Source organism: Moorena sp. SIO3I8, from assembly GCF_010692325.1.
Taxonomy (GTDB): domain Bacteria; phylum Cyanobacteriota; class Cyanobacteriia; order Cyanobacteriales; family Coleofasciculaceae; genus Moorena.
Genome location: NZ_JAAHHW010000071.1, coordinates 1 through 21,374, shown reverse-complemented (window position 1 = coordinate 21,374; position 21,374 = coordinate 1). Strand labels below are relative to the sequence as shown.

Here is a 21,374-nt window from a genome sequence, read left to right as displayed (position 1 = left end):
TCATTAACTTTTAAACCTGGGTGTCTTCATATCCTAATAGAATGCAGTACCTTCAGTTCTATATGAACATGATTACACTCAGGTTTAGGTTTGATTGCTTCAGTGTGATTGCTTCAGGATAGTCAATAGCCAATAGTCATCTCAAACAAGGACTCAAGAGGTTAATTGCCAAATTGGCGAGACAAACATTTTGAAAATTGCTAGTTTAATTGGAGTGTAACCTAAACAGATTTATTAACACAAAATAAATTCTAAAATTAAATAATGATTATTTCTGATCTAAATCATTTAGAAACTATTGCTGAAGACCCCAAGGTTGTGGGTGGCTCTCACTACTCCCCACCTTACTACAACGATTTTGGATATAGCGGATCTATTAACGTCTATACCAACATTATAGGAAAGGTAGCTACGGTTAACGTCAACGCAGAGGCGTATGGGTACAAGACTTTTAGCAACATCAATGCCTATACGAGAGCTAATGATAATGGTTCCCACTCTAGTCTCAATGCAACGTCTGCTACTTCTTCTCATTAGTTCTTCTGATAAGCATTATTAAGAAAACTGCTTAGAGTAGTAGTTGAAACTTAAAGCTATCAATGCTCAAGTCTTTAAATATTGGCTTCTCCACAATAAGCCGTTAGTACTTAGTCACGAAAAGTTCCTGATTAAGTGATTGATAAATCAGGGTGTATTCATATCCCAATAGACTACATTAATTAAATTTAATTATCTATCAGGACGATTACACTCAGGTTTACCTTGAATCGAATCACTTCATTTTACTGGCTAACAAATAGTCAATCGCTATCTAGTTATCTAAAACCATAAATAACTAGATATATTTAAAAATCGGCGATAAAGTTATTTGAACTATGCCAGTTTAATTGGAGTACAAAATGACCAATAGGTCTAACACAGTAAACTACAAAGGAGAAAATTAACCAATGATTATTTCTGATCTAAATCATCTAGAGAATGCTGCTGAACAACCCAACGTTGTAGGTGCCTCCGGTTCCAAATTTTTTGGAGTTAATGGCTTCGTTAACGTAGGTGCCAACGTTTTCGGTAACACAGCAAGAGTTGATGGTCTTGCAGAAGCCTTTGGTCCAGGTACCTTCACCAACGTCCAGGGCGCTACCAGAACTGCTCCTGGTGCTTCTCAATCTACCCTACATGCAGTATCTGCTACTTCTTCACCCTTCTTCTTTTTCCACTAAAAAGAGTGATGGCTGAAATAGCCTAGAGTAGTAATTTTTGATTATTAAATGCTACGGAAAGATGTAAAAATTAGTAACATCTCTCCGTAGCATTAATCACAATGGTAGCATTAAATTGTTGTTGATTGGTAGCGGAATTATTTTAAGCCATACTCACTTAAAATAATGCTTGCAATCTATATTTTAGTCGCTTTTATGTGTTATCAATTACAATTAAATGCTCCCGGGGAAAACTAACGATTATCTGATTTAAGCAGGAGAATCATTCATGAACATTTCTGAATTAGAATATTTCGAGCTGGAGGCAACAGACCACCCTATTTTAGGTGGTTTTGCTTTTACTTCTGCTGAAGCCTTCGCTGGTCCTGGCTTCGCTACCATTAATGGTGATGCCCATGCGTTTGGTCAGCATACCAATACTTCAGTAACAGGCTTTACCGATGTAGACCCGTTCTTTTCTCAAGGTAATGTAAGAGCTCATGCTACATCTAGGGATCCTTTTTTCTCGGGTAATTCTAGAAGCGACGCCTTTGCCATTTATGGTTTCATTGGGTAAATTAACAAATATATAGCCGCTTTCCAGCTCATAATCAATATTGCTTATTCTTTTAATGGAAAAGGCAATAGGCAAACTAGCAATAGTAACAAGGGCTTTAAGTTGTGCATCCCTTTTATGATACTGTTGTTCTAGATTATTGTTCCCTGAGTTTCAGGTTATTTGATCTCGAAAAATTCAATAAGTTTAGGAATTTTTTTTCTAAACAAAAATGTTTTTCACTTGTTCCATTAGTAGCAAAAAAAAATACGATTATGTTTCATAGTTTTCAGTTATGGACTTTACCTGGCTCATATAAAACGATGAAGTCTAGTGTTTCTGGAATTCAATCTGTATCGGAAGTAAATTCTGAGGGCTCAAGTACTATTAGTAATGCCATCAGCATCGATCCTGATTCCCAAATCAGTACGAGTACAGTGGAAGCATCTGTTATTAAGCCCGCAAACACTATGGGTATTGTTGGAGCTAGCGCTGGTACTGATGATTTCTCAGTACCTGAGATTAAGGAAACTTTTTTTAGTATGAGCGTTTCTACATACTTATAAAGCTATAAGCTTCATAAAATTTAATCTAGTTTCTGTGTGCTGGCTCACAAGTAGGATTGAGGGGTGAGGTATTTGGATTCAGGGATAAGTTTTAACTCTCGGTTTTACTGGCAAATACTCCTCCCTCAATTCGGCAACTTGGCAGAGCTTAGCAATTGCTTTTTGTATGATGATAATAGTCAGACGGTTGACTCAGCTAAATCTGACTAAGACTGTAAGTAGTTCCAGTTATAGTTAATAATCGGGTGTAATGGTTGATCTTTCCAAAGCATCGGTGACTCCAGAGGAAATTATGTACTCCTTGAAAAAGGAGATGCATCTCAAGGGCATCTGTCAAAAAGTTTTGTATCAACGAGTTATCAGTAAAGCGGCTGAAGAAAGAGGGATAACAGTAACACCAGAAGACGTGCAAGCTCAGGCGGATGAGATCCGTTATGCCAATCGTTTGGAAAAAGCAGCAGAAACATTGGCCTGGCTGGCAGATCAGATGGTGACAGCAGAGGATTGGGAAGCGGGAATTAGCGATCGCTTGCTTGCCCAAAAGCTTGCTGAGTCCTTATTTTATAAGCATGTCGAAAAAAGCTTTGCTCAAAATCGACTAGACTTTGAGCAAGTTTTGGTTTATCAAATTCTGGTGGATTCTGAGGAAATTGCTCAGGAGCTTTTCTATCAGATTGAGGAAGGAGAAATTAGTTTTTATGAAGCTGCTCATTTCTATGATATAGACCTAGAAAGGCAGCGACGGTGTGGCTATGAAGGAAAGTTGCCTCGCTGGAGCTTTAAGCCTGAGATAGCTGCCGTTATCTTTAGTGTTCAGCCAGGAGAAGTGACTCATCCCCTGCAAACCGAACAAGGATATCATCTTTTCTTAGTTGAAGAATTTCTTCCAGCTGAATTAACCGAAGAAAAGTCTAAATAAATTTTACAGAGTATGTTTCAAGAGTGGCTCAATAGTGAAGTTAACTATATGATACATAGTGAACTTAGTACCATCAATACTGGGGAATAATCCCAATGCTATTAATGGTTTTAGAGAGCAGGGAGCTAAGGCCGTGGGCCACGCTTACTGGCAGAGCCAGACGCTGCGCGAACGCGAACGGAGCTTCGGAGCAGGGGTAATAAAATTGAATCTACCTAATAACTAAAATTACTAACTAGAGTGATGTAACCATGAAACGTTCCCAGACAATCATAAAATGGATAGTTTCACCAGATGGTACGGTTGTAGTCCAAGCCGAAAGTACAGCAACTGCCTCTGGGGATGAAGCAACCATTATTCAAGAGGTTACTGTCAAAAGAGACTCTATTGCCAGAATTTATAGCAGAAGTTCATCCTCTTGCTATGCTTCTTCTAGTAAGTAGTTTACCGATAGCATTTCTAAATCAATTATACAAAATAATTACCGTTTTTGACCTTGTCTTGAGTAAGCATTTAGCTATCAGCTTTGGGCTTTGGCCTATGGCCACGCTACGGGAATGGCCACGCTACTTGAGGTGCTATCAGCTTTGGGTCTGTGGCCAACGGCTGACAGCTGACTGCTGAATGCTTACGGCTATAGTCCCATTGGTAAACAAAAATCTATTTCTCAAACCAGTAGAAAAGGAAGAAGAGTCAATCCGCATGGGAGTTTGGGAACAAGACAAAAGATTTGAATATACCTTGAAAGTGGGAACTTACAACACCAACAGTTATCTTCGTTTGATGGAATGGCAAGCACAAAAAGCGATGAAGCGATTATTTGAGACAGGAAAGCCCACAGTGATTATTCACGATAACGCTTCAATCCATCGTGCCAAGGTAGTTCAACAACGTCATCAAATTTGGTCAAAACAAGGACCCACGCATCTTTTTTCTTCCTCCTTATTCTCCTCAAATGAACCGTATTGAAGACCAAGGGCTACATCTCAAACGTCAAGAATTGGGTAGTTATGTATTTGAGGATGAATACGACCAACGCTTTAGCAATTATTGAGGGGATGGAAAATCGGGGTCAACAGGGAAATTATACTGTTGAACGTTTGATGTTTAATTAAGTGGAGCTACTTAACTATTGATTAACTTATAGCAAGTCCGGAGGATGAGTGATGATTAACAATATCCACGTTCTTCCCTCCCCTTACTTCTCCCCATCTCCCGATCAGTTTTAATGATTTAGTATTAAGGGTCGATGATATGACGACCAGATAGGGAGTATGGTGCTCTGTAAGCTGGCGAATTTAAGTTGGCGAATTATTGATGGGTATAACCCCTAGGGTAATTGATAAACCGTATCACACTATAGCGGTTTTTAAGCTAGTAAGGTACAAGTTTTTGGGTTTATAGGGAGCAGGGAGCAGGGACTTCGGAGCAGTAAAGTCAGAAGAAAGAAAAGGTAAAAAATCCTGTGTACCTCATTAGGCTAAAAACCGCTATATCACGAATCACAAAGCTTCTCTAGGAGCTGAGACATTGCTGTACTTGTGAATTTTGTTTAAAGTTTATATGAAAATTTAATGAAGAGTTGGTAAAGTACTTGTGAAACTATTGATAACTACTAAACTGATTATATGAGTTTAGTAAAAATGTTATGAAAACTTGACAACTCTATCTGGCTGGTTAACTTCAATCTGGCGACTTAACTTCAATAAGATTTTCTAAAATTTTATTGAAGTTCCCTTAAAAACCGTGAATTTATTGTGAAAACAACTTGACAGCACCAATTTACTTCACATAGGATTATTCCGGAGATTGTCCATGGGTTTACTGGTAAGGAATATGTAGAAAAGCTTTGAAGTTTTAAGAAATATGTAAAGATATTGAGTTTTCAGCGGAAAAAACTCATAATTGATTTCACGAGCTTTTCATGAAGTTACCTAAAAAAGGGCGAACAGCCTCCCGGAGCAAGGGTGACCATCAAATTATTACTTATTACCTGGATTAGCTGGGATGGCTTAGGTGGCATAAAACGGCAAACACTTGTTGGATGCCACAGTACTCCTAAGTCAACTCCTAAGTCAACCCCAGGGAACACTACTGGAACTATCACTAGGTCAAAAGGGAGAGCAGAGTCTATGTGAATACCCAGAGTACTGTTTGAACAATCAAGACTCGTGCCAATCAAATGGGGCCGAAGACTCCACCTAACCATGGCGCTAGTCAAGACAAGGTAAAACTAACTAAAGAAGGGGTTCTACCTAATGCATCAGAAAACGGTCGGTTTAGAAAAATCAGGGCAACCACCAGATTACCTTGGCCAATACCCGACCCAGAAATCTTCCGAGGTTATTGAACACCTAATCGCGAACTGGTTGGATAAGACGCTATCAAAGACACTATTACCAGAATTTAGTCAATCCTTCCAAATTCATAACTTTGAGCTAGGTGATAAAATTATATCCTATCCTAGACGGGAGTTAAGCCAAGATTCTGTTCAAAATGAACCAAATAAGTATTTTTACGTCGTCTGTGGCGGGCGGGTGCGGCTGCTAAGCTTTGATGGGGAAAAACAGCGGGACGTATCGGTACAGGTTCTTGAAGAGGGGGCAACCTTTGGGGCTGAGGAACTGTTGTGCAACCTATATTATCCTTACCAAGCGATCGCAGCGAGTTCAGGACAGATTGCTCGGATCTCCTTAGCTGAACTCCAATCTTGGTTAGAACAGCTACCGGAGTGGCTCGAACACCTACAGCAACAAGCTCAGCACCGGCAACGCTTGATTTTCTTCAAGACCTTGACAGAATTGCGATCGCTTGACAGCATCACCCTACAGCAATTGTTGCCCTACCTGGTAGACACACGGATTTCCGCTGGGGAGTCCTTAGTTGAGTCTGGCCAAGTCGGTCGTTACTGGCTACGTAGTGGTCAGATTGCAAGGGGTGGAGTTGAAGAGAATTGCCCACTAACCATTGCCATTGGCGAAAGTTGGGGCTATCCTCAGCCAGTACCGGAAGATTGGATTGCCCAAAGCGATTTATGGGTAACCTATCTCCCTCAGGAACATTGGGACACTGCCCAAGCCCTGGTACCGGTGCTGGCAAGGTTGAGTCCACAGACGGGTCAAAGCTCTGAAAATGGACACCAGAAATCAGACGCCACTAGCGCCATAGTTCACCAAATCCGTAATCAGCCGGGTCACAGAGTACCGCTAATTCCATCCAACCCCCCTAGCAATGGAAATGGTGAAACACAAAGTAACTCGACCCAGGCTGAGTCTAAACTGATCCCATTTCCCGTACCGACGAAGCGACCTTTTCTTCAGGGGTTGTGGCAACGCTATCCCTTCATTGAACAGCAATCGTCTTCAGATTGTGGCGCTGCTTGCTTGGCAATGATTGGACGTTACTGGGGCAAACGATTTAGCTTGAATTCCCTACGGAATCTGGCAGGGGTGGGGCGTTCTGGGTCATCCCTGAAAGGGTTAGCCAGAGCATCAGAAACCTTGGGATTTCAAGCTACTCCAGTTAGAGCGTCTTTAGCTCGCCTAGCGGATCGGAGTAACCCCTGGATTGCTCACTGGCAAGGTGATCATTATATAGTTGTCTATTGGGTCAAAGGGGAGAAGGTACTTGTTGCGGATCCAGCTGTAGGAAAGCGATCGCTTTCTCGACAACAATTTCTAGAGGGTTGGACAGGATATGCGCTGCTGTTGAATCCCACTCCCCAGCTAGCAGGGACTCCTAATCAAAAGATTTCTCTGAATCGCTTTTGGGGATTGCTATGGCCCCATCGCACAGTCCTGTTGCAAATTATCCTAGCTTCCCTACTGCTCCAGGTTTTTGGTCTGATTACCCCCCTGTTTACCCAAATCATTTTGGATCAGGTGGTGGTTAACAAAAGTGTTGTTACCCTCAATGTGTTTGCCATTGGTCTAGTCATCTTTGGCCTTTGGAGCATAGGCTTGAGTGTCACCAGACGCTACCTGCTGGATTACTTTTCCAATCGACTCAGTCTTACCTTTGTCAGTGGCTTTATTAAGCATACCCTCACACTACCCCTGAAGTTTTTTGAATCCCGCCAGGTGGGGGACATCCTAACCCGAGTCCAGGAAACTGGTAAAATTCAGGCGTTCCTCACTCAGCAAGCCATTGCCACTTGGCTGGATGTGGTAATGATGTTTGTCTATGTGGGGCTGATGCTCTACTACAACTGGCACCTAACCTTGCTGGTGCTGGCAACGATTGTACCGATTGCGATTTTGACCATACTTGCCAGTCCATTTCTACGCCAAGTGTCCAGGGAAATCTTTAAAGAAGCAGCGGCACAAAACTCCCTGTTAGTAGAAATGATGTCGGGAGTAGCAACTGTCAAAGCAGCAGCCTCTGAACAAGAGGTGCGCTGGCGCTGGGAAGACCGCCTCACGGGTCAGTTGAATATGGTATTCAAAGGACAGAACTTGGCCAACGGCTTAGGGTCAGTCAGTGGCTTGATTAATAACCTCAGCGGCACGGCTTTACTGTGGTTCGGGGCTAGTCTGGTAATTCAGGAACAGCTCACAATTGGTCAGTTTGTGGCATTTAATATGCTCATTGGTCGGGTGATTAGCCCGATTTTGTCTTTGGTGGGACTTTGGGATGAATTCCAAGAAATCTTGGTATCGGTGGAACGGCTCGATGATGTCTTGACCACCCAGCCAGAAGAGAATACCCAAAAACCCCTGATGCCATTGCCCGCGATCGCGGGGCATGTCCAGTTTGACAATGTCAGCTTTCGCTATAGTGAGGATGATGAACAATACACCCTTCAAAACATTTCCTTCGAGGTTGCCCCTGGAAAGACCATAGCCATTGTCGGACGCAGTGGCTCGGGCAAAAGTACCTTGGTAAAGCTGCTCCAAGGACTCTATCAGCCAACTACAGGCCGTATTTTGATTGATAGCCACGACATCCGACATGTTTCTCCCCAGTCTTTACGCTCTCAATTAGGTGTGGTACCCCAAGAATGCTTTTTGTTTTCAGGGACGATCTTAGAGAACATCACCTTATACAAACCCGAGTATAGCCTCGAACAAGGGGTAGAAGTTGCCAAATTGGCTGAAGCTCATGTGTTTATTCAAAACCTGCCCCTGGGATACAACACCAAGGTTGGGGAGAGAGGGTCTAACCTGTCTGGGGGACAACGGCAACGGATTGCGATCGCCCGAGCCTTGCTGGGTAACCCCAAGATTATGATTCTCGATGAAGCGACTAGCTCCCTAGATACAGAATCCGAGCGACGTTTTCAACAAAATTTAGCTCGCATTAGTCGCGATCGCACTACCTTCATCATTGCCCACCGTCTTTCTACGGTGCGCAATGCTGACTCTATACTCGTCCTCGACCAAGGTCTGATCGCAGAGCGCGGTACCCACGAGGAACTCATGGCTGAGAAAGGTCTGTACTACCACCTAGCCCAGCAGCAGCTGGATCTTTAACCCTGGCATTTATGAAATTTATCAATTTTTTGCTTAAAAAATAGCTCTTGGGGTGATTAGGGTTGATCAGTATATCGCCCACAGGGTAAGCCCAAGAAAAATTTAGCAAAAATGTGATACGGGGCAAAAATTATGACCATATTCAGCCTTGCTTATTAGGACTATTGAATTTTATTATCAATAATGTTGAGAATAATGGCTCCTTATTGATTCTTGTATTTTCCCTGATATCGCCCACTGTGTTCAAGATTAACTTTCGCCAAGGTTAGTCTTCTCAGTTCAAATCAATACACACAACACTAGCAGTGATTATCGGTGAACTACCATGAACAAACCAGAAGCATCTATGCCGTCTAGAGAGGGACTCCCTAAGGGAGAAACCGCTCACCCTAATCTAACCTCAGCTGAGATTAGATCGATCTATGGAGGGACAGCGGTATCAGCACCACTAGTCCGACCATCACCTAATCATGTCCCAAATCCGGTCACACCAACATCATCACTAGGAGCTACCAACACTCAAAACTGGTCAACAGCCCTACAAAATCTACTGGATCAGCCCCCATCGGTACTGCCCCAGAGACTGCTTTTGGGCGGATTCGCCTTCTGTATGGTCTGTGGAGTTTGGGCAACCTTTGGGCAAATTGACGAAGTGGGTAAAGCCACAGGCAAGTTAGTGCCAAAAGGAGAAGTGTATAAAATTCACCCGATCGAATCCGGCAAGGTGGCCAAGATTGCAGTCAAAGAAGGGGAATCGGTTACCGCTGGGCAAGTCTTGGTGGAACTGGATACAAAACTTGGTGCTACGGAAGTAGAGCGTTTGGAGCAACTGATCAATGCTGACCAAATCAAATTAATTCAGATGCAAGGGCTGATTGAAAACATCCGCCAAGAAGCCCAAACCCGTCAGCAAATTGCCAAAGCGGACATTGACGCACAACAGGCCGCTATCGCTCAGGCACAGACTAAAGTAGCCGCCTTACGAGAACAACTGATCCAACATCAGCAGGCAAACGTCGCCAGTCAGGACAGACTAGAACGGCTAAAACAGCTCAAGGCGACTACCCAAGCACTGCTCCAGCAACGACAGGATGATGCCTTTGCGCTCAAAGAACGCCTAGACAATCTCAGACCCCTTTTAGCATCAGGGGCAATCTCAAAAGAACAAGTATTTCAAGCAGAACATAGCCTACGAGCGAGTCAGCGGGTGATTACCCAAACCCAACTGCAAGAAGCAGCCAGTAACCAAGACCAGATTGATCAAGCCCAGCAGAGTATACGCGATCGCAACAGCGCGATCACTCTCACTCAGAGCGATTTCAACCAGACTTTAGCAGAAATCCAACGACTTCAGGCAGGTCTAACTCAGAAGCAAGCGGAAGTGCATCGGACTCAGCTGGAGACCAAGCAGAAACTTCAGCAGTTGGAGATCGAACTGACTCAACTAAATGCCAAAATTGCTGAAAACCGCAATCTGCTCAGTAGTGCAAAAGCCAGGCTCAAACAAAAGTTTCTCTATGCACCGGTGGATGGAGTAGTTTCCTCCCTCAACGTTGCCAATATTGGTGAAGTTTTTCAACCCGGTCAAACCATTGCGGAAGTAGCGCCCCAAGATGCGCCCCTGGTGTTATCAGCCAGTTTACCTAATCAAGAGGCAGGCTTTATCAAAGAAGGAATGCCGGTGCAAATCAAGCTTGATGCCTATCCCTATCAGGAATACGGCATCATCAAAGGGAAAGTTACCTCCCTTTCTGCCGATGCCAAAACTGATCAACAACTTGGTTCGGTTTATGAGGTGGAAGTTTCCCTAAACCGTGACTACGTTACAGAGGACGATCAAATGATCCGATTTAAACCTGGTCAGACAGCCAAAGCTGATATCATTATCCGCCGACGTCGGATTGTGGATTTCTTGTTAGATCCAATCCGACAGCTGCAAAAAGGTGGTGTCAATCTATAGCAGGACTAACGCAATTTAGCCATCGACATACTGCCTGTAGGGTAATAGGGGTGGTACTAAATCCAGGTCGATTAACCCTGGTGGCACAACCAGTCAGGGAAGAGGAGTACAAAGGAGGGAAATGGATTGACTGACAAGTCGTGGGCTTTGCCCAGTTATGGAAATTTATGGTCAGAGCTAGCATTGAGTACGGTCATGGAAAAGCTGTGTGAATCCCCTGTGGATAAAGGATTTCACAGTCTTTTCACAAAATCTGATCAAAATTTTCACGAAATCTCATCAAAATTTTCATAAAGCTTTGTTCAAAATAGTCTTTACTGAGAGTGTTTCAAGTTTTAGAGGTTTGTCAGTCAACTAGAGGCAAGGGGGGAAGAATCTGGTGTTGTTCAAAATTGCGATGATTGATGGAGATTTAGAAGAAGAGAATCCTGATCTATCAATCATAATTGATTGCTAAAAAAGAACAGGTTGTGAGATTATTCGAGATCACCCAATCACCCGATCACCCGATCACGCCATCTTCGCAGGTTTCACAACTCAAATCAGATGGTTAGATCAGTACTCTAACTCTTCGCTTAATTGACCAACCAGAATCACTGACTATTGAAACTAGAGGTAGAGTTCAAGCGTAAATCCTGCAAATCCAATTCGTTGACCTTCAGATCACAGAGAAATCATCATGAGTTACTCCATGCTTCGTCGTTCTAATCGCCCAGTGGGCAAAACCCTAGATCCTGAAAAGATTAGTTTGATTGAAGAAGCAATTCGCGATCGCAAGTATTCCTGGGCTTGTGTTTTGATGCTGCGTTATTTGGGTCTTAACCCCTTAGAATACATACCGTCGCGAACTTACTGCCGATTGCGACGGGATAACGAGAAAATGGACTCACTCAATCAAGCTACAACCGACAGCCTTAAGCAGGATAGGGAAGATGCTGCGAAGTGCTTAAGGAATATTAAAGATCTCGACTATGCAAAGCCCCTTGACAGGAGAAGCCAACTAGTGCAAGGGGGCTCTCAAGAACAGTGGTTTAACCACAAATTGCCAAAATTCTACTAAACTACTAGGAATGTAAGGTTTTTCTAGGGACTGGTAATCTCACCATTAAGGTGAGGGGCTGATAACTCAATGCTGACAGTCCCCCAATCACTGAATTTATTTTGTTTTTCTTAATTTTTTGATACTGCATAAATTCCATTAATACTCCCAAGTTAGTTTTCCATAACTTGGGGATTTTTCATAACAATTTGTAACAGGAAACTATTCCTCAAACTTTTCCGCCAAATTGGCGTGACAAGTGAGACAAATTCAATTAAGAACGGTAGGATAAAAATAACAACAATAAAGCTAAAGTTGTTGTTAGTTACCTACCTAACTTAATCAAGGTTCGAGCTAAAGTTTCCGCCAAATTGGCGTGACAAGTGATACAAATTGACTTAAGAGCGGTAGGATAAAAATAACAACAACAAAATCAAAGTTGTTGTTAGCTACCTACCTAACTTAATCAAGGTTCGAGCTAAAGTTTCCGCCAAATTGGCGTGACAAGTGAGACAAATTCAATTAAGAACGGTAGGTTAAAAATAACAACAACAAAACCAAAGTTGTTGTTAGCTACCTACCTAACTTAATCAAGGTTCGAGCTAAAGTTTCCGCCAAATTGGCGTGACAAGTGAGACAAATTGAATTAAGAGAGGTAGGATTAAAATAACAATAAAGTTGTTTTTAGCTACCTAACTAATTTAATTAAAGTTTCCGCCAAATTGGCTTGACAAGTGAGACAAATTGAATAAGAAGCGGTATAATCAAACTAACAACAACCAAGTTGTTAACTAACACAAAACTTACAAAAGAGCAGACCAACCATGATTATTTCTGATATAAATCACATCGAAGTTGTTAACGAAGAAACCAATATCCTTGGTGGTAGTCGCCGGAAGTTCGACTTATATATTGACAAGGACGTTCGCCTTGATATCCGCGTCGATATCGATAAGTATGTTGACTCAAGGGTAAATGTCAAGGGCCGCCTAGCTAATGCTGAAGCCACTGCTGAGTACAGGGGTTATAGCAAGAACTTCCTCGTTGAAACTGATACTGACTCCTTTGTCTATGATGGTGGTGGCGCTACTTCATTCTCTAACTCCGTCGTTGCAGTTGATTACTAGAACTAAGGGAAATCCTGACCCTAGGGTGTATTTGATTGCATCCAAAATCTGATTTAGGGGTGAAGCATTTATATCTATAAGATAACTCGGCGCGCCAATGCTTCCCCCTTTAATTAAGAATCGATAGACAGACTAGACAAAGAATATCTGCTAGCTTCAGGACTTAGCAGGTAAATTTAGCTGTGTGGGCCTACATAAAAATCACCTTCTTTAGTTAAGTCTTTAGTTAAGGAAGGTGATAGTCATCAGTTTAGGCATAGGTGCAGAGAGAAGAGAATAATGATAATTAAGGATCTAGATTTTGCTCAAAAATCTACTCATAAAAACGGTATTTTTGGCGGTGCATCAGCTTCTGCTAATACCCTGACATTTGCTTCCAAGGATTTGGCATTAGCTGCAGCCGATGCAGATGCTAGTGGTAAGAGTGTTTCAGTCAACACTAGGACTGATGCCAGAATAAATCCTAAGTTTGGGATTAGCACAGCCAGAGCAAGGGCTGAGGCTATTGCTAATACTGGCAGGGGAACTTCCCGTGCTGTGTCTGACAGTCGGTCTAGGTTTTTATATTACTCAAGCTAATTTTCTGAAATCCAGCTACAGCTTAATGGGAATGTTCGGTAATAGGTATCGGTAATAGGTAATAGGGAAGGGTTAAGAGGCGATGGAATATGCTAAAAAAACGCTGGTCTATCGCCTAGCGCCTAGGGGATATGGGGAGATGAGAGCTATGGATTTCAGCCTTTGATTTATCACGATAAACCGAGTTTTAAAGGTCTTGTGCGTAAGTCCTGAAAATACGCATTATCCTGATCACATCTTCATCTGAACCCTTTATCATGTTTGGTAAGCGTAGACTGATGGATGTCTAAATAATTACCAATCAATGATCAGACAAGTATCCGATCAGTGGAGCAGCGTTCTAGAGACAATTTATTGGCTAAGGCTAAGCTAATGACCATTTAATTGGCATAGTTTGTGAACTGAGCGATTTTTGTTGATAGTTAACAGTTGAGGCTTGGTAGAGGGAAGACCTGTCTGTGCAGCAGTAGAACAGTTAACGGTCAACACTCAACACTTAAAACTCCACAATGCAGATTCAGCAGGTGCAGCTCAAGCGTAACACAAGGCTGATAGCCGATTAAGAGCCATGTTTAATTTAATCAGCAGAACATTGACATTTCTTCCTCGTGTAAGCCGAATTACAGAGAGGTTCAAAGACAGGTTTACACAGAGGTTAAAAAAGCCGATCACACAGAGCATCACACGGAGCATCACAGATAGCATCCCAGACAGCATCCCAGACAGCACCACACAGAGCACCACACAGAGCACCACAGACACAGACAGCACCACACAAAACACCACACAGAGCATTACAGACACAGACAGCACCACACAGAGCATTACAGACACAGACAGCACCACACAGAGCATTACAGACACAGACAGCATTACAGACAGCATCACAGACAGCATCCGAGAGAACCGTAGTTTAATTACTAGTTCAACTGGCACTACAAACTATTCTTCAAACTATTCTTCAAGAACCATCAGAAACAATAGCCTCACTATCAATGGCAACGATAGTAGTAGGATAGTAACTAACGACTCACAAACAAATAGCAGTTCATGGACTAATCGCTGGAGTTCAAGCAGTAGCGATCGCTTAATCAGTGGTGTGAGGGCAGGTGTAGGCTCCAACGTGATGAGCATCACTACTACCAATGGCAATAGCACACTGCGGGGTACTCAAGGCAATGATGAACTAACTGGGGGAGACGGGGATGATGTCCTGATTGGTGGCTTTGGTACGGATACAGTCACAGGGGGCAACGGTAGCGATACATTTGTGCTGGGATTGGAAACAACTAGTCCCATAACTGACCCTTCTCTAGCTGATTTAATCACCGATTTCAATGCTGGTGAGGGTGACAAGATTGGTTTAACTGGGGGACTATCTGGGGAGGACATCCTACTAGAGGTATTAGATAGCAATGGTGATAGCACAGCTGATGGGACTTTAGTAAAGCCAGCATCCTCTGATGGGACTTTAGTAAAGCCAGCATCCTCTCCCGACAACGGTATCCTAGCACTAGTCCAGGGAACAGTTAATGGTCAGGGTGAGACTACTCTAACCAGTGCTGATTTCATCACAACCTACGACAACACGATCATTGGTACTGAAGGGGATGACGAACTAGTCGGTGGCAACAGCAACGACGAAATTCAGGGATTGCAAGGCAATGATCAGATTTCCGGAGAGGCAGGGGATGACCTCCTGAAAGGAAACCAAGGTAACGATAGTATTAATGGCAAGGATGGCAATGATATTTTACTGGGTGGAGCAGGCAATGATAGCTTAGATGGTGGCGATGGGGAAGACTTCCTGGTTGGTGGCATCGGGCTAGATAGCCTCACAGGCTGGAATGGTGGTGATACATTTGTTCTAACCCAAGAAACTAACCCGATCACTGATCCAGGATTAGCTGATCAAATCACTGACTTCAATCAATTTGAAGGAGATCAGATTGGTCTGACGGTCGAAGTCTCAGTAGACGATATTGTATTAGAGGTATTTGATAGCACTGGTAATGGCATTGCTGATGCCACTTTGGTGAAATTCAATAACGATATTCTAGCTTTAGTCAAAGGAACCGTCGATGGACAGGGTGCAACGACCCTAACTAATGATGATTTCATCACAGTATCTGATGCAATTTTAGCATAAATTAGCATAAAATTGATAAGTAGTAGGAATGGCGTTGGTTAATAATGGAATGATTTTAAGAGTAGGTGCGCGCCTCCAAGGCCGCGAGGGATTGCTCGCGGCCTTGGGTCGCACCTGTGGAATAGGCATCTTGCCCTGGAATGGGCATCTTGCAGTGGAACTGGCATCTTGCGTAGAACTGGCATCTTGCGTAGAACTGGCATCTTGCCAGTTTCAATTTATTTTCGGGCGGGCAGGATGCCCACTCTACTCCTATTCATTCAAAGATTCAGCAACGCCGTAGGAATCAGCCTATCCCTTAGATCTGTTAACTCATCCGTTGCTCCATATCTTTCCCCATTACCCCATCAGCTAAAATCTGAACAAGGAAAAGCTAAGCATGACTATTCTTTCTAGAGCATCCCTTGAACCACAGGAAATTACTGAGTTTCTGAAACGAGAAATCCAGCTCAAAGACGTCTCTGAGAAAATTTTGTATCAAAAAGTCATTAATCGAGCTGCTGTCGAAAGAAACCTAAGCATCACCGAGGAAGAAATTCAGGAAGAGGCAGATAAATTCCGTCACGAAAATCGCTTGGAGAAAGCTTCAGACACTCTAGCTTGGCTAGCGGATAATATGATTACTTCCGATGACTGGGAAGTCGGAATTCGCCAGCAATTGCTAGCTAAAAAGTTATCGAAGTGTCTATTTGATAAAGATGTGGAAAAGTTTTTTGGTCAAAACCGACTGGATTTTGACCAAATCTTGCTCTATCAAATTATTGTAGCTAACGAGAAACTTGCCCAAGAACTCTTCTATCAAATTGAAGAAAAAGAAATTAGCTTTTATCAAGCAGCTCATATCTATGATCTTGATGAGGAACGCCGACAGAAGTGCGGTTTTGAAGGAAAGCTTTACCGTTGGAATTTACGTCCAGATATAGCAGCGATTGTCTTTGGTGTACCTATTGGAGAAGTGGTCAATCCCGTCAAAACTCCTCAGGGTTATCATATCTTGATGGTAGAAAGGTTTATCCCTGCTGAATTAACACCGGAACGGTACGACGAGATATTGGATAGACTGTTTCAGGATTGGCTCAATCGTGAACTAAACTATATGCTTCATAGTGACACTATGCTTGATAATGTTGAAATTCAAACTGCCGAGGCGTTGGGTCAGTAGTGGCATGATTGAGGGTAATGGGTAATGGGTAAGTCAGCATAAGCGCTACGCGAACAGCTGATAGCTTACCCTTTAAAGTAGGTAAACATCAATCAAAAAAGCCATGGAGGGATTAAGTTATGATGCGCTCGGGGATAATCAGAAAATGGATAGTTTCACCAGATGGAAAGGTAGTAGTCCAATCCGAAAGTAGGGCATTTGCATCTGGTGATCAAGCAAACACCAGTCAAGAGGTTACTGTGACCAGAGAGTCAGGCAGGAGTTATAGCAGAAGTTCCAGCTCTAGCTTTGCTTCTTCTACGGTCAAAGATAAGAGAGCAAAATCAGGAAAAAAATAAGGGAGCAAAATGCTCCCACTAGCGGTTTTTTTTTCAAATAATAACTAATTATATCAAATCCGGTTGAATAATTATCATATTCCTGATCGGGGAATTAGTAATTGGTAATTGGGGGATTAGGAATTGGTAGTTTACGATTCCCCATTACCGATTGCTTATGACCAAAAATCCAGGAGTTAATAAGTGATTAACCGGACTTAATTATTATTAGGATTAATCCCTTAATAACTTTGACTTATCGGTAAAACTTTTAGTTTTGACTCGGTATCCAATGCTCAGTAAACCGAAGAAAAGTAAGCCTAGCAAGTTTGACGATTCAGGAGCTTTAACGATTGCCTTATTCGTTTTAGCTTCGACTAAGGTCAAATAAGTTGCTGTTTCGAAAGTGCGCTCATAATAACCCTGAACATCAGCCAGAGCAAATTCCTCTGTTCCTCCAAACAACTTAGTAAAGTCGTTATAAGCAAACACATTGTCACTGTGAGCAGACACAAGGAAATCATCATATCCTAGAGTCTCTAAGTTACCAGAGAGAGCGAAGAAGTCGATGGGAGTACTCAAGTCATTGCTATCGTATAACTCGAAAACTACGGTGCCCTCGGCACTTGCACTTTCTGCAGGTGGATTGTCGATCATGGTGATTAGATCGAGAAAACCATTGAAATCGAAAGAAAAGGTTTCCCCTGCATCGACAAAGAAGTTGTAACCGATAAGTCCAGCAAAACTTTCCGCCACACCACGGTAGTTGCTTCCTTCACCCTCAGCGGTACTCAAAGATTTATTACGAGCTCGTTTTAGTGGATTGGGTGAATCAGGGTTAAAAGTTGACACCGCGTTCGCCTCAGCAATCACATCACCCCCACTTGAAATCACAAAAGTGTCGGCTTCAGTCAGGGTAACGACTTCCAGAGGATCAGTACTAAAGTTGAAGTCAAAGGATCCTTTAGATAAAGCGAAAGTAGCAGCCAAACTTGGTGCAGCAGCGAGAACGGAACCGGTTACTGTAGCGAACAGTAATAATTTTTTAGCAATGGTTTTGTTCATTTTCATAATTTTCTGGGTGTTGTGGAATAAATTTCAGCCAGCGAAGTTTTTTTTGAACTGCCTAAATTTGCGGTTCAATTTGGGAAATTCAAGGCACAATAATTGTTCTGATACTAGTGTTGTAATGTAAGCATTCAGCCGTCAGTAGTCAGTAGTCAGTGGTCAGTGGTCGCTGATAGCTGATACGCGACACGCTGATAGCTGATAGCTGTTGGCGTAGCCTGCGCGTAGCGCATTAGCTTACGTTGTAATTGTTGTATTCAACAGTGAGCACAGATATTGATTGGTGCCTAAAAAAATCCGGAATATCATTATAATGAATGTTTTTTTTGCTTCATATAATATACTTAACCGGAAAAAAATCCCTATTTATAGGTAAGCATTCAGCTCAGGCAATGGCTGATAGCTGGCAATGGTAGATGCGCCTATGGCGTTAGCTGTCGGCTGAATACTTCCATTTATAGATTAATAATAAGCGAAAAATTCGCTATTGATTATAAAGTCAGTGTAATTCTACCTACCGATTAGTTAAAGATTTTGTAAAATTCTTTTACGGCAGGGAAAGGATTTTTTAAAAGCTTTTATTGGATGATTAAAAAGCTTTTAATAGCTTGTGTTTAATAGGTAATAATTAATATCAATTCAGGTTTAATACCCATAATTAGAGGGAGGGTGGGACCCCTCACAGGGGTAGTTTTTTTACATTGGAGATAGGTAATAGGTAATAGGTAATAGGTAATAGGTAATGGGGAATGGGGAATGGGGAATGGGGAATGGGGAATCCGGACCCACCCGACACCCCTCCCAGGAGGGGAATATGGGGAGATGGGTCGGTAATCGGGGGAAATTCTGGGAGATTTGGGGACATATTTTGAGTTCAAAATACCCAATGCCAGTACGTACATTCTCGCCCTGCTAGGTAAAAAACCTACCCTTGTGAGCCCCTAACCCCGACCAGGAGGGGAATATGGGGAGATGGGGGAGGTTTTTATTAAGGGTAATTATCCTGACATGATATTAAACCTAAAGCTGGTAAAGTTAGAGCTGCTAAATTTAGCTCTGGTAAGTATTTTGGTGCGCTTGTCTCCCCCGGAGACTAATTACTGATTCTAATAATTAGTCAACCGGAGATGATAGTATTATTTTATTCAGATAAATTTGTGGGTTAGGGAGCATGTCACTTATGCAGAACATTTGTACTAAATCTGGGTAATGGGTAATAGGTAATGGGTAATAGGTAATGGGTAATAGGTAATGGGTAATAGGTAATGGGTAATAGGTAATAGGGGGAGCATGTCCTTATGCAGAAGACATCTCCATAAAATCGGTTCTGACCCAGGCATTACAAGGGTTTGAGGTGAATTTTTGGAGATGTCTAGAATATTTGTACATTATCTATAGCCCCCTCATGGGTTTAAGCTTGCTCTAATGGTACATAGTACTTTTGTTCTGCAACGCAAGACCTGCTCCCTGTGAGTTAGAGCAACCTCGGTTAATCGCGTCGTTTATCCTAAGACTATCAACGAATTAAGCTAGGGTACTTGAGCCGAGTTATGGATCATTTGATGGTGTTATGTTAAAATTAAGCAGAATTTATATTTCAGCAATTCAAAAATTAAAGACAAGTTAACTAGGAGTCCTGTTTCTAGTTTAAAGTGTCACGATTTTAAAAATCTACTCTCTGCTAATGCCACTAACTTTCAGAACGTCAGTAAGTGTAGGACAGTAAGTCGGTAAACCAAAGGTGCTTGGATTAACGGGGTTGTGATAAATAAAATGTCGGTAATTCAAGGAAAACCGACTCCAAGGATCCATCTGAATCCGGAACAGCACAATAAAGATATTGGCAAGCCAGATAAACAATGGTATGCGAAAATAAATTTTTTTATCTAGATACTTACAAACTTCTTCTACGGCTTGGTTGACACTCAACGGCTGACAACCTAAAACCAATCTACCACTAGACATCCACTCTGCTTCTGCACTCAATGCTTGAGAGAGAGGATGATCAATCAGGTATCCCACGACCTGAGCAATATCTTGGGCGTGGATGAAGTGGAAACTGCCATCAGCTTTAAACCAACGAATCAAGTTAATCCATTTGACAATATCTGGGAGTCCCGATGACAGATGGGAGTAGGGTTTAGTTTCGTCTCCCCCCAGTACCAAGGTAGGAAAGACAGTAGTAATCTTAGGAGCGGACGCTAATTGGGATAAGCGCTTCAGACAAGTATATTTGGAATAGATATATTCTGTTCCAAGTTCACCGGCTTCTTTCAGTAATTGGTTATTCCTATCCAGTACACTAGCAGTAGAGAAATAAATTACTTGCTCACAAACAGTAGGGTCAAGCAAGTTGATTAACTGGATAGTTTTGACAACGTTAATATCAAATGTTTCCTTTTGCCCTCCCCAAGCGGTTGCTGCCAGAATTGCCGCATCCATGGTCTTGAGCAAGTCACCAAAGTCTTCAATCTGCTGCAGGTCACCTTCTAGGATGGTAATGCCAGCACGTCCCTTGTCGCCAAACTTCAAATCGTCAAACTTTAATTTGTCAGGGTTTCTGACTAACAAATACAACTCATGGTCAGTTTCGAGACTTAACGCTTCAGTGATGTAGTGACCAATGCAGCCACTAGCACCAGTTATAAAAATCCGCTTGGAGGTCATGGGATTTTGGATTTTAGATTTAGTGATATACTACTGACCCTGACCTAACACAAACAAACAACTAGGTCAACTACTTCTAGGGGTACAAGAAGGTTTTGATCGAGTAAAGAACACTTCCTTGATTGTTGTGGTGATGCATTTTGAAGGATTCTATCCTTAGTCGTCTAATCAAGTATCTGCACTCTCAAGATAGTTGTATAAGGTTGTTAATCTCATCCCCTTCAAGGGGATGAGACTGAAGCGAGGATTCCATTTAGTGGAGGGGCTACGTGGACAAGTAAACGTCTGCACCTTGAAAGCCCGGTCCAACTCTTACCGAAGGATACCCTAGGGGGGACTAGCGCTCCCCAAACCTATGACTGCTAGAGGGAGAAAATGGGACAGAATCTGGTTATCGATTCTCTACTGTTCTATAAAACGTGAACATCGCGGACAAAAACGTCACAACGACCCCTGTTTACTTCCTGTTTGAACGCACCCCATCCAAATCAAAGATTATGGATGGGGATTCATTCGCTCTTGAACAGCTAAATTTCTTAACGTCCCCAGGACAATTGGCGTTCTCAATGTGCCGTCAGAACTTTTGCTGTCGTAC

22 protein-coding genes are annotated in these 21,374 nt (G+C 42.5%); 18 read left to right on the top strand and 4 right to left on the bottom strand.

Going from position 1 to position 21,374, the window contains the following annotated elements; translation table 11 throughout:
- The first annotated feature begins 264 nt into the window (after positions 1-264).
- The 13 genes from F6K51_RS23385 (at position 265) to F6K51_RS23325 (ending at position 13,416) form a co-directional block, all read left to right on the top strand.
- Entirely contained in the window at positions 265-537 is a 273-nt protein-coding gene (locus F6K51_RS23385; protein WP_075895641.1) for a hypothetical protein, read from the top strand.
- A gap of 410 nt (positions 538-947) precedes the next feature.
- Positions 948-1,220: a hypothetical protein gene (locus F6K51_RS23380; RefSeq protein ID WP_075895639.1), complete on the top strand. Its 273-nt coding sequence runs from the start codon at positions 948-950 to the stop codon at positions 1,218-1,220.
- A gap of 268 nt (positions 1,221-1,488) precedes the next feature.
- Positions 1,489-1,776 (top strand): hypothetical protein, encoded by a 288-nt coding sequence (locus F6K51_RS23375; protein WP_075895637.1) that lies wholly within the window; start codon positions 1,489-1,491, stop codon positions 1,774-1,776.
- A gap of 104 nt (positions 1,777-1,880) precedes the next feature.
- Complete coding sequence (locus F6K51_RS23370; protein WP_293024710.1) at positions 1,881-2,321, top strand: hypothetical protein; 441 nt, start codon at positions 1,881-1,883, stop codon at positions 2,319-2,321.
- Between the two features lie 250 nt (positions 2,322-2,571).
- On the top strand, positions 2,572-3,240 hold the full coding sequence (locus F6K51_RS23365; protein ID WP_365940109.1) for a peptidylprolyl isomerase: 669 nt from the start codon (positions 2,572-2,574) through the stop codon (positions 3,238-3,240).
- Positions 3,241-3,491: 251 nt separating this feature from the next.
- The gene (locus F6K51_RS23360; RefSeq protein WP_293024708.1) at positions 3,492-3,683 is read left to right on the top strand and encodes a hypothetical protein; all 192 of its coding nucleotides are present in this window, start codon (positions 3,492-3,494) and stop codon (positions 3,681-3,683) included.
- The gene (locus F6K51_RS23355; protein ID WP_293024706.1) at positions 3,664-3,864 is read left to right on the top strand and encodes a hypothetical protein; all 201 of its coding nucleotides are present in this window, start codon (positions 3,664-3,666) and stop codon (positions 3,862-3,864) included. Before F6K51_RS23360 ends, F6K51_RS23355 begins: the two co-directional genes overlap by 20 nt.
- Positions 3,865-4,209, top strand: a complete 345-nt coding sequence (locus F6K51_RS23350; protein ID WP_293024704.1) for a hypothetical protein — start codon at positions 3,865-3,867, stop codon at positions 4,207-4,209.
- Between the two features lie 1,289 nt (positions 4,210-5,498).
- A complete protein-coding gene (locus F6K51_RS23345; RefSeq protein WP_293024702.1) occupies positions 5,499-8,711 on the top strand; it encodes a peptidase domain-containing ABC transporter in 3,213 nt (1,070 codons plus the stop codon).
- 325 nt (positions 8,712-9,036) lie between these two features.
- A complete protein-coding gene (locus tag F6K51_RS23340) occupies positions 9,037-10,671 on the top strand; it encodes an HlyD family efflux transporter periplasmic adaptor subunit (RefSeq protein ID WP_293024700.1) in 1,635 nt (544 codons plus the stop codon).
- Positions 10,672-11,350: 679 nt separating this feature from the next.
- The gene (locus F6K51_RS23335; RefSeq protein WP_293024698.1) at positions 11,351-11,731 is read left to right on the top strand and encodes a HetP family heterocyst commitment protein; all 381 of its coding nucleotides are present in this window, start codon (positions 11,351-11,353) and stop codon (positions 11,729-11,731) included.
- A gap of 803 nt (positions 11,732-12,534) precedes the next feature.
- Positions 12,535-12,837, top strand: a complete 303-nt coding sequence (locus tag F6K51_RS23330) for a hypothetical protein (protein ID WP_293024696.1) — start codon at positions 12,535-12,537, stop codon at positions 12,835-12,837.
- A gap of 279 nt (positions 12,838-13,116) precedes the next feature.
- A complete protein-coding gene (locus tag F6K51_RS23325) occupies positions 13,117-13,416 on the top strand; it encodes a hypothetical protein (protein ID WP_293024694.1) in 300 nt (99 codons plus the stop codon).
- A gap of 531 nt (positions 13,417-13,947) precedes the next feature.
- Here F6K51_RS23325 and F6K51_RS23320 read toward each other — a convergent pair.
- Complete coding sequence (locus F6K51_RS23320) at positions 13,948-14,352, bottom strand: hypothetical protein (protein ID WP_293024693.1); 405 nt, start codon at positions 14,350-14,352, stop codon at positions 13,948-13,950.
- 18 nt (positions 14,353-14,370) lie between these two features.
- Positions 14,371-14,550 carry a hypothetical protein gene (locus tag F6K51_RS23315; RefSeq protein WP_293024691.1) on the bottom strand — a complete coding sequence of 60 codons (180 nt, stop codon included), beginning with the start codon at positions 14,548-14,550 and terminating at the stop codon, positions 14,371-14,373.
- On the opposite strand from F6K51_RS23315, the gene F6K51_RS23310 reads away from it, so the two are divergent.
- The 4 genes from F6K51_RS23310 (at position 14,543) to F6K51_RS23295 (ending at position 17,065) form a co-directional block, all read left to right on the top strand.
- Positions 14,543-15,565, top strand: a complete 1,023-nt coding sequence (locus F6K51_RS23310; RefSeq protein WP_293024689.1) for a calcium-binding protein — start codon at positions 14,543-14,545, stop codon at positions 15,563-15,565. The genes F6K51_RS23315 and F6K51_RS23310 overlap by 8 nt on opposite strands.
- A 49-nt stretch (positions 15,566-15,614) precedes the next feature.
- Positions 15,615-15,848 carry a hypothetical protein gene (locus F6K51_RS23305; RefSeq protein WP_293024687.1) on the top strand — a complete coding sequence of 78 codons (234 nt, stop codon included), beginning with the start codon at positions 15,615-15,617 and terminating at the stop codon, positions 15,846-15,848.
- Positions 15,849-15,944: 96 nt separating this feature from the next.
- Complete coding sequence (locus F6K51_RS23300; RefSeq protein WP_293024685.1) at positions 15,945-16,727, top strand: peptidylprolyl isomerase; 783 nt, start codon at positions 15,945-15,947, stop codon at positions 16,725-16,727.
- A 119-nt stretch (positions 16,728-16,846) separates the two neighbouring features.
- Positions 16,847-17,065, top strand: a complete 219-nt coding sequence (locus F6K51_RS23295) for a hypothetical protein (protein ID WP_293024683.1) — start codon at positions 16,847-16,849, stop codon at positions 17,063-17,065.
- Positions 17,066-17,278: 213 nt separating this feature from the next.
- Here F6K51_RS23295 and F6K51_RS23290 read toward each other — a convergent pair whose 3' ends face one another.
- Positions 17,279-18,115, bottom strand: coding sequence for a hypothetical protein (locus F6K51_RS23290; protein ID WP_293024681.1), 837 nt, complete (start codon positions 18,113-18,115; stop codon positions 17,279-17,281).
- 739 nt (positions 18,116-18,854) lie between these two features.
- On the opposite strand from F6K51_RS23290, the gene F6K51_RS23285 reads away from it, so the two are divergent.
- Positions 18,855-19,028 (top strand): hypothetical protein, encoded by a 174-nt coding sequence (locus F6K51_RS23285; RefSeq protein WP_293024679.1) that lies wholly within the window; start codon positions 18,855-18,857, stop codon positions 19,026-19,028.
- Between the two features lie 755 nt (positions 19,029-19,783).
- On the opposite strand, the gene F6K51_RS23280 is transcribed toward F6K51_RS23285, so the two are convergent.
- On the bottom strand, positions 19,784-20,779 hold the full coding sequence (locus F6K51_RS23280) for an NAD(P)-dependent oxidoreductase (protein ID WP_293024677.1): 996 nt from the start codon (positions 20,777-20,779) through the stop codon (positions 19,784-19,786).
- Between the last annotated feature and the right edge of the window lie 595 nt (positions 20,780-21,374).